Genomic DNA, 8,829 nt, shown 5'->3' with positions numbered 1-8,829 from the left:
GATGGAGCTTCTGACGATGAGCCGACCCGAAATCGCCCGACTGGACGCTTGTCAGCGCCTCGAGGCGGGAACTCTTACCCAAGCCGAGGTGGCCGCCCAGCTTGGCCTGTGCGACCGCCAGGTCCGGCGTCTTTTGGCCCGTTACCGCTCCGGAGGGCCGGCGGGACTGCGATCGGTCCGACGTGGTCAGCCCAGCAATAGGCGAATAGCCGAGGCGGTCTTGCGCGAAGCCCTCGACCTTGTTCGAGAACGCTATCTCGATTTCGGGCCGACATTCGCCAATGAGAAACTGCGCGAACTGCATGGCATTTGTATCGGGACCGAGACGTTACGCAAAGCGATGATCCGCGCAGATCTCTGGCAGGCGCGGCGCAAGCCGTATCGCCGCACGCACCGGCCACGTGAGCGGCGGCCGTGCTTTGGAGAGCTCGTGCAGATCGATGGTTCTCCGCACGATTGGTTCGAAGGGCGCGCGGCACGCTGTTCATTGATCGTATTCATCGATGATGCAACGAGCAAGCTGGTGGGATTGCGTTTCGTTCCCGTCGAGTCGACGTGGGCCTATTTCGATTTACTACGTTCGTACATCGGCTCGTACGGACGGCCGCTGGCGCTCTACAGCGATCGCCACTCGATTTTCCGATCAACACACTCGGAGTACACCGAAACCAAGGAAACGCAGCTTGGCCAGGCGCTACGGGAGCTCGACATCGAGTTGCTCTGCGCGACGACTCCCCAGGCAAAGGGACGCGTCGAACGCGTTAATCGCACGTTGCAGCAAAGGCTTCTGCGCGAGTTGCGTCTGCGAAGTATCTGCACGATCGATGATGCGAACGGCTATCTCCCGGAGTTCATCGAGGATCATAACCAGCGCTTCGCCGTCGCTCCTCGTTGCCAAGATGACCTCCACCGCCCCCTCGACGGAATCGACCTCCTACGAGCGCTCTGCTGCCGGTACGAACGCAGCGTTACAGCTGAACGCACGTTTCAAATCGGGCAGAACATTTACGCCTTAGACGATCAGTCCATTCGGCCGAAAACACGCCTCTCGATCCGCGAGCAGCAAGATCAATCCTTCGAGATCATTGCCGGCAGCCGAATCCTTGCCTACCACAAGCTGCGAACATTGACCCAGGGTGCGATCGTCGACAGCAAAGTCATCCGACAACCGGTCGACCCCCGCGCGCCCAACCCGAAAAAGGGACATAAGCCAAAGCTGGGGCACCCATGGAAAACCCCTTTTTAAGAACACCACTCCGACGAGCTATCCGGACATTTCTACTTGGCGAAGCCGGACATCAGGACGTGGGGCTAACAGCGCCTTGGGTCGCCGGGGCCTAGTTGGGGTCTAGGAGAATGCTGCGGAAGCTTTGGTAGCGGCTGGCAGCGATGCGGCCCTCCTCGACTGCGGCCTTTACCCCGCAGCCCGGCTCGCGTAGATGGGTGCAGTCGGTGAAGCGGCACTTGGTGGCTGCCGCGGCGATTTCGCGGAAACCTTCGGCGAGCTCCGCCGGCGTGATTTTCCCCAGGCCGAACTCGTTGACGCCCGGGCTATCTATAAGGAAGCCGTCTCCCATGCGGTAGAGTCTGGCTGCTGTGGTGGTTTGGCGGCCCAGGCCGTGGCGCGAGACTTCGCCGACGCTGCCCTCGCCGCCGAGGGCTCGAAAGATCGAACTCTTTCCGACACCGGAATTTCCACACAGAAGCGCATGCCGGCCCGCGATCGCGTCCCGTAGCGTGTCGATGCCTTCGCCGAGGCGCGGGTTGATCACGAGCGTCGGATAGCCCAGGGGCTCGTAAATCCCGAGAAGTTCGGCGAGCAGACTCGGCGCCCCGAGATCGGGTTTGGTGAGCACGACCAGCGCCTGAGTCCCCTGCAGTTGGGCGAAGGCCAGGAGTTGATCGAGCGTTACCAAGCGAGGGGCCGGGTCAGCCAGGGCGGTGACCGTGACGATCGAATCGACGTTGGCCGCCATCGTTTTGGTACGCCCGCTGAACGACCGACGCTCCAGGGTTGAGACGCGCGGTTCCAGCCGCTCGATCACGACCTTCTCGTCCTCGAGCGAGCGCACGTAGGCCACATCGCCGGGCACGGGCATCGAACGCTTGCCGGTCATCCGGCGCAGGTTGGCAACGCGCGGCGCGTGCTCGTCGTCGAGAACCACGAGCGCCGCGTTCTTTCCGGTAGAGACGACGAGCGCGCGCTGCAGGTCGATCATTCGCAAGATTGCGATAGATGCGCGGCTAACAGTCGTATGGTCGTGTCCACGCTGACCGTCCGTATGGCGCCCGACTGCGGCCAGGCCGATTGCGCCGCGGTCGACTTCGCCGTGCGCGCGTCCGGGGCCGACATCGTTTGGGCGCCTCGCGCTCGCACCGGACGCCGGTATGGATCCATCGTACATCCCACGCACGAGCTGCGCGGCGCATTGAATGCCATCGATGGCGTGAACGTACGGGACGAGATCATCGCAATAGCTGTTTACCCATCGACGCCCGAAGCCTTGCCTGCCATTGCCGATGCCCTCGGCGGGGCGGGCGCGCCCGACGGCGTTCTCTCGTGCGATGCAGTCGACGATGCGGTTGTCGTGGAGTGGGATCCGTTGCGGACGCCCGCATCCATCGTCTATGGTTTGATCGATGTAGAACTCGCGCGCTTCCACGCATCGCGCGTCGTCGAGCTCCTCGTGCCTTTGAGCGACGCGTTGCTCGCGCGGATCGCGGCCGAGGGCCTGCGCGCGCCGGATCTGCGGGCCGATCGGCTTTTGGAGTTTCAGTTGGAGCGGTCGGGTGTCTTGGATTAACACGCTGTTTAGCTACATCGGCATCACCGACGTGCTCGATATTCTGGCCACCAGCGTGCTGGTGTATTACGTGCTGCTCCTGATTCGCGGAACCCGGGCGGTGCAGATTCTCACCGGCGTCTTCGTGCTGGTCGGGCTGCTCGGCGTTGCCAGCCTTTTGCATCTCTATTTGCTGGAAACGATTTTGCGACTGTTGGTCGTCGGCGCCGCGGTCACCCTACCCATCGTGTTCCAGCCCGAGTTGCGCCGCGCGCTGGAACAGATCGGCCGGGGCGGATTCTTCCGCCTCAACGATGAGAAGAGCGCGTGGACGCGGCCCGAGGACAAGTCGATCGCCATCCTCGCGCGGGCGGCGTTTCTGCTCTCGCGCAACAAACTCGGTGCGCTCATCGTCCTCGAACAGCAAAGCGGTCTCAAGGAGTTCATCGAGAGCGGCACGATTCTCGATGCGCAGATCTCCGCCGAATTAATCTTGGCGATCTTTATGCCGCGCTCGCCGTTGCACGATGGCGCGATGATCGTTCGCGATAACATCCTCGAGGCTGCCGGGTGTTTCTTGCCGCTGGCCGAGCAGTCGCTGGCGGAGCGGCGGGTTGGAACGCGGCATCGCGCCGCCCTCGGCCTCACCGAGCAAACCGACGCGGTGGTCATCATCGTATCCGAGGAGACCGGTGCGATCAGCGTCGCGCGCGAGGGCAAGCTTTCGCGCCCGGTTGAAGAAGAGCAGCGGCTGGTCAAGATTCTCCTTGCGGTGACGCGCGCGCCGCGCGAACATCGTTTAACCCGCGACGTCGTTACTCACTTGCGCGCGCGACTGACGCGGCGCGGCCAGGAAGAGCAGCTTGCAGATCATCCGCAGGAACTTCGTTCTTAAACTTCTCGCGCTCGCGATTGCGATCGTGGGATGGGCGTATTTTCGGTTTGCGACCAATCCGGTGATCTCGGCACGCTTCGACCAGCAGCTCTCGGTGCCGATCGTCGCGGCCAACCTTCCCGACGGATACGTCGCGCATTTTCCCGAAAAGGAAGCGGTCGTAACGATCGCGACCAAACGCGGCGAGCCGCCCATCAAACCGGATGAAATCAAGGCGGTACTCGATCTTTCCAACCGCACCACAGGGGTCTACAACATCCCCCTGCAGTTGGTGGCCCCGACGCTCGTGGTGCAGAGTTTAAGCCCGGCCTCGGTGAGCTTGACGATCGAACGGATCGAAAGCCGGGTCTTTCCGCTCGCGGTACACTATCGCGGGCAGCGCCCGAGCGGCATCGTGGTCGGATCGGTAACGATGCAGCCCGCCACCGTTGTGGTTCACGGGCCGACCGGCGCGCTCGGGCAAATCTCTACGGTGCGTGTCGACGTGCCGATTCCGGGAGCTCCGGGGAGTTTCGACGAAATGGTTCGTCCGCGCGCGGTCGATTCATTCGGGCAAGAGATTCCGGGCCTCGATGTCACGCCGGATTTAGTGCGCGTGCAAATCCAGTTCATTCCGGGCACCGGAACAAAAGGAAGATAGTGGGCCGTTATTTTGGGACCGATGGCATTCGCGGAGTTGCGAACGCCGATTTAACGCCGGAGCTCGCGTTTGCCGTCGGGCGAGCGGGCGCAAGCGTTCTATCGGCGACCAGCGACCGCCATCGCCCGATGGTGATCGGGCGCGATACGCGTCTCTCGGGAACCATGCTCGAAGCCGCGATGATCGCCGGCATCACCTCGGTCGGCCGCGATGTCGTTTCGATCGGTATCGTCCCGACGCCGGCGGTGGCGTGCGTGACGGTTGCGGAGCATGCGGCTGCCGGCGTTATGATCAGCGCGTCGCACAATCCCGTGCCCGACAACGGCATCAAATTCTTCGGTCCCGATGGGTTCAAACTCTCGGATGAGGTTGAAAACCAGATCGAAGCCAGCATGGAAAGCGGCTCGCTCCCGCGACCGATCGGAACCGATATCGGCGTCGCAAGCGTGGCTCAGAATCTCGCCAAGCACTATTACGCGGAACTCTACGGAACCGGTGTCGATCTGCACGGATTGCACGTGGTCGTCGACGCCGCGTACGGTGCGGCTTATGCGATCGCACCTTACGCCCTGCGTAAGCTCGGAGCTACGGTAACGGAGCTGCACTGCGAGAATGACGGCTCGCGTATCAACGTCAAGAGCGGCGCTACGCATTTGGAACCGCTTGCAACAAAGGTTCGCGAATTGCTCGCTGCGGGCGAAACCAGCGTTGTCGGCGTCGCCTTCGACGGCGACGCCGACCGGGCGCTGTTCGTCGATGAAACCGGTACGATTCTCTCGGGCGATCACGTGATGTTCGCTATCGCGCGCGATCTGCACGAGCGCGGCGAACTCTCCGGCGATGCGATCGTCGGTACGGTCATGAGCAACATCGGTTTCGAGCGCGCGCTCTCCAACCACGGCATCGGGCTATTGCGAGCGCCGGTCGGCGATCGCTACGTCTTGGAGTTCATGCGCGAGCGCGGCCTCGCCCTGGGCGGCGAACAATCGGGGCACATCATCGATCTGCGCCGCAATACGACCGGCGACGGCCCGATGACGGCGGTTACGCTGTTCGGAATCGTCACCGCCAGCAAGCGACGCCTCCACGACCTGGTGGCCGAGGTGATCGTGGCCCCGCAAGTGCTGGTGAACGTGCGTACGGCTCGTCGCGAGGTACTGGAATTGGATTCGATTCGGGCGGCGATCGCCGATGCCGAACGGCGCCTGGCGGGCTCGGGAAGGCTGCTGATTCGGCCCTCGGGCACCGAGCCGCTGATCCGCGTCATGACCGAAGGCGACGATCGGGCCCTCATCGAGGGCATCGCTGCGGAGCTGGCCCGGCAAATCGAAGAAGCGGCCAACCCCTCGGGAGCGCCCGCTTAAGAACATAAAGCCCATGTAAAGGCCGGGAGGAGAACGGAGCCATGAGGTAAACCTAACGGCTCATATAGAGCGCCGTGATCATGAGTCACGGCACCTACGCCTGCACAAGATCACTGAATCCGGGCTGCAACCCGGAGCGGGGGACTCTCAGGATAGGGGTGAGTGGACCGGTCTGGTCCTAGGGCGATCTTTCCCGCCCGAACCCGTCAACTAACCTCGTAAGTGTCGTGAAAGAGGAGTCGTTCTTGCGACAAGCGTTTGCGGCCGGGGCTTTTGCCCTGTTGCTCATCGGATCGTTCAGCGTAGCCAGCGCGAACGAAACGAATTCCCACCACGCTATTCATACCCACGCATCAGCCTCTAAAACATCCACTAAGCCTTTGAGTCCGGATGTGACTGCGTGGACCGCCCATCTTTTAGTCGTCACGAACGCGGAACACCGCACGAAGGACGGCAAAATCAGCGAGTTCGCCGGCGGCGTTCTCGCGCGGACGTCCAAAATCGCCCAAGAACTCACCAAGAGCGCGTTGCGTTTTCTGGGCACGCCCTACGTTTTCGGCGGAACCACGGCCTCGGGCTTCGACTGCTCCGGCTACGTTCAGCACGTCTTCGCAATGCTCGGGATTAGCGTTCCGCGTACGGCGGACGCGCAATACGACGCCGGCCATCGCATCGTCGGCGCCATGCGCCCGGGTGATCTGGTGTTCTTCCAGACCTACGAGCCGGGCGTTTCGCACGTGGGCATCTATCTGGGGAACGGGAAATTCGTCCACGCATCGAGCCACGGTGTGATGATTTCGAGTCTCTCCCAATCCTACTGGCACTCGCGCTACGTCGGCGCTAAGCGCCTCATCGCAACGCGATAGAGAACAATGTCGAGCGCGCGCAAGCCGAAACACGGCTTGCCGCGCAGGCCTATCTCGCGTGGCCGATCGCCCTCTACGAGCGGGTCGCTCCTCGGGAGGGCGCATCGAACTGGTATAAAGTGCACCTACGCCAAGCGCTCTGGTTCGGCAATATCGCCGCTCTCGGAGCGTTTATTGCGTTCGTCTGGCCCCTAGCCGCCAGCTTGCTGATTGCCGACGTTGTGGCGACGCTCTGGATCTACGGCCTCGCGTTACTCATCGATATTGCGTATTTCGTCCTATGGCTGGTGCTTGCAATGCGCTATAGTCGGCGAGCGGCCCGCGGGGAGCTCTTTACCATCCCGCTGGTTGCGCGCGTAACAGGGACGTGGTCGCGAAAGCCCTAATCTTCGAGACGCCCATTTCGATGGGGTGTAGCCAAGCGGTACGGCAGCGGACTTTGACTCCGCCATGCGTTGGTTCGAATCCAGCCACCCCAGCCATGTAAGAAGCGGCTCCCTAAAAGGGGGCCGCTTCTTGCATGGCTGGGCTACGCCGGTATCCCGCAACGCATGGCGGAGCTTGCTCCGCCGTCTTATGAAAAGTATGCGTAGCGCAGCGCAGCGTATTTTTCGTAAGACCCTTGGTTCGAATCCAGCCACCCCAGCCAGCAACGCATGGCGGAGCTTGCTCCGCGAGTCGGTACCGATTGTCCGGGCAGTTTGTTATGCTGCGATCGTGAGGAACAGTAATGAATCCCTTGACTAACCTCGGAAAAGAGCCGCCCGTCATCACTACGGAAAGACTGACGCTCAGAGGCCACCGGTTCGAGGACTTACAGCCTTGCTTTGCTATGTGGTCGGACCCGGATGTCACCCGCTTCATCGGCGGAAAGCCTTCCACCGAGCAACAGACGTGGCTTCGTTTGTTGCAGTACGCCGGGCATTGGTCGCTCATGGGCTTCGGATATTGGGCCATGGAAGAAAAGGAAAGCGGATTGTTCGTCGGAGAGGTTGGGTTTGCGGATTTTAGGCGAGATATTTCAACGTCGATGAGTACCGCCCCGGAAGCTGGCTGGGCTCTCGCTCCGCGCTTCCATGGCCGAGGGCTTGCGACTGAGGCGCTCGGTGCCGTCCTTGCTTGGGCGGATCGGCGTGCCCGATGGCCGCGCACCGTGTGCTTAATAAGCCCCGACAATCGGCAGTCGATAAAGGTAGCCGCGAAATGCGGATATCGCGAGTTCGAAGAGACGCTATTTAACGGGCGCCCCATTCTTTTGTTTGAACGAAAGAAATAGATACGTGATCGGGCTAGGAGCGCGCCGTTGGGGGGACGGCTTCGGGGAACGTGAAGACGTTGGCGGGATCGACGTGCCGCTTTATCGCTTCGAGTCGCGCGAGATTGGCGCCGTGATATGCGGTCTTCCAATCGGTCAGGGACGGGTCGATGAAATTTTGATAAGCGCCGCCTTTGGCGATGGGGACGATGGTCTCGTAGAATGCGTTTAGCCATTCCAGGTTGTCGCGAAGCGTGCGATCCGGCGTCTCCTTTTCCCAATAGAGCTCGACCGAGCTCAGCCATTCGCTATGCCGATGCACGAAAGCCGTTTCGTGCGGCGCTCTATCATTAACGTGGGCGCCCGTTTGAAAAAGTTTGAATGCGGCCGACTTCGCGCTTTTCGGGTATCTCCGTAAGCCGTCAAAAACTGCTGCGACGGCGCGATGATCGATCGCCTCATCGAAGAAGCGGGAGCGTTCTTGATAGTAGGCGGGGTGCCCCGGTTCCGATAGCGCCTGCTGCGCCTTCCAATAGGGCTCTCTACCGACGGTGCCGGTGGGCGTCGCGATGGCATACGCCTCGGCGAGCATCTCGCTCAGTTCGCTCGGGGTACCCGCGAATTGCCCAAGGGCGTGAATGGTCATCTCCGACGAAATGGTCGGCGCGTTTGCCGTCACTTTCGAACCAAGGGTTGCGGGTGCGCGCTCGAACGTGCTTACGAGATTGGCGAAAACACGCTCCGGTTGCCGGTCCCAGGTTAGATCGAAAACCGTCATCGGCCCCACTTCGAACGTCTGAAACGCAAACGACGTATTGATTCCAAAGTTTCCGCCGCCCGCCCCGCGGCAGGCCCAGAATAGATCGTCGTCGCCTTGAAGCCTGCGAATCATCCCGTCGGCGGTGACGATCTCGGTTGCAACGAGTTGATCGCAGCCAAGCCCGTGGGCGCGCATGTTGAAGCCGATCCCGCCGCCGAGTACGAAACCCGCAACGCCGACGCCGGGGCAGCGGCCGTGGGTAATGG

Annotated in this window: 10 protein-coding genes, 1 tRNA gene and 1 riboswitch; of the genes, 9 read left to right on the top strand and 2 right to left on the bottom strand. The window is 61.7% G+C overall.

The window, feature by feature from the left end:
- Window position 1 precedes the first annotated feature (1 nt).
- The gene (locus tag VMW12_08835) at window positions 2-1,246 is read left to right on the top strand and encodes an ISNCY family transposase (GenBank protein HUZ49829.1); all 1,245 of its coding nucleotides are present in this window, start codon (window positions 2-4) and stop codon (window positions 1,244-1,246) included.
- A 91-nt stretch (window positions 1,247-1,337) separates the two neighbouring features.
- Here VMW12_08835 and rsgA read toward each other — a convergent pair whose 3' ends face one another.
- Entirely contained in the window at window positions 1,338-2,219 is an 882-nt protein-coding gene (gene rsgA / locus VMW12_08830; GenBank protein ID HUZ49828.1) for a ribosome small subunit-dependent GTPase A, read from the bottom strand.
- A gap of 42 nt (window positions 2,220-2,261) precedes the next feature.
- On the opposite strand from rsgA, the gene VMW12_08825 reads away from it, so the two are divergent.
- The 8 genes from VMW12_08825 (at window position 2,262) to VMW12_08790 (ending at window position 7,824) form a co-directional block, all read left to right on the top strand.
- Window positions 2,262-2,804: a hypothetical protein gene (locus VMW12_08825; GenBank protein ID HUZ49827.1), complete on the top strand. Its 543-nt coding sequence runs from the start codon at window positions 2,262-2,264 to the stop codon at window positions 2,802-2,804.
- Window positions 2,791-3,678, top strand: coding sequence for a diadenylate cyclase CdaA (cdaA, locus tag VMW12_08820; protein HUZ49826.1), 888 nt, complete (start codon window positions 2,791-2,793; stop codon window positions 3,676-3,678). The genes VMW12_08825 and cdaA overlap by 14 nt, the downstream gene beginning before the upstream one ends.
- Window positions 3,647-4,318 carry a CdaR family protein gene (locus VMW12_08815; GenBank protein HUZ49825.1) on the top strand — a complete coding sequence of 224 codons (672 nt, stop codon included), beginning with the start codon at window positions 3,647-3,649 and terminating at the stop codon, window positions 4,316-4,318. The genes cdaA and VMW12_08815 overlap by 32 nt, the downstream gene beginning before the upstream one ends.
- A complete protein-coding gene (glmM, locus tag VMW12_08810; protein HUZ49824.1) occupies window positions 4,318-5,682 on the top strand; it encodes a phosphoglucosamine mutase in 1,365 nt (454 codons plus the stop codon). The genes VMW12_08815 and glmM overlap by 1 nt, the downstream gene beginning before the upstream one ends.
- Before the next feature lie 101 nt (window positions 5,683-5,783).
- Window positions 5,784-5,923, top strand: a riboswitch (cyclic di-AMP (ydaO/yuaA leader).
- A 151-nt stretch (window positions 5,924-6,074) separates the two neighbouring features.
- On the top strand, window positions 6,075-6,548 hold the full coding sequence (locus tag VMW12_08805) for a C40 family peptidase (protein HUZ49823.1): 474 nt from the start codon (window positions 6,075-6,077) through the stop codon (window positions 6,546-6,548).
- Window positions 6,549-6,667: 119 nt separating this feature from the next.
- Window positions 6,668-6,934, top strand: a complete 267-nt coding sequence (locus VMW12_08800) for a hypothetical protein (protein HUZ49822.1) — start codon at window positions 6,668-6,670, stop codon at window positions 6,932-6,934.
- Between the two features lie 21 nt (window positions 6,935-6,955).
- Window positions 6,956-7,030: transfer RNA gene (locus VMW12_08795), tRNA-Gln, on the top strand.
- A gap of 248 nt (window positions 7,031-7,278) precedes the next feature.
- Window positions 7,279-7,824, top strand: coding sequence for a GNAT family N-acetyltransferase (locus VMW12_08790; protein HUZ49821.1), 546 nt, complete (start codon window positions 7,279-7,281; stop codon window positions 7,822-7,824).
- Between the two features lie 13 nt (window positions 7,825-7,837).
- Here VMW12_08790 and VMW12_08785 read toward each other — a convergent pair.
- The coding region (locus tag VMW12_08785; protein ID HUZ49820.1) for a BBE domain-containing protein at window positions 7,838-8,829 on the bottom strand (992 nt) is incomplete at its 5' end.

The sequence above is a fragment of the Candidatus Dormiibacterota bacterium genome (assembly GCA_035532835.1).
Taxonomy (GTDB): Bacteria; Vulcanimicrobiota; Vulcanimicrobiia; order Vulcanimicrobiales; family Vulcanimicrobiaceae; genus DAHUXY01.
This window is presented reverse-complemented; position numbering and strand designations above follow the sequence as displayed.

What these genes read in the sequence shown, in the direction of transcription:
- VMW12_08835 (HUZ49829.1), top strand. Translation starts at nt 2, where the DNA reads ATGGAGCTTCTGACGATGAGCCGACCCGAAATCGCCCGACTGGACGCT.
- rsgA (HUZ49828.1), bottom strand. Translation starts at nt 2,219, where the DNA reads ATGATCGACCTGCAGCGCGCGCTCGTCGTCTCTACCGGAAAGAACGCG.
- VMW12_08790 (HUZ49821.1), top strand. Translation starts at nt 7,279, where the DNA reads ATGAATCCCTTGACTAACCTCGGAAAAGAGCCGCCCGTCATCACTACG.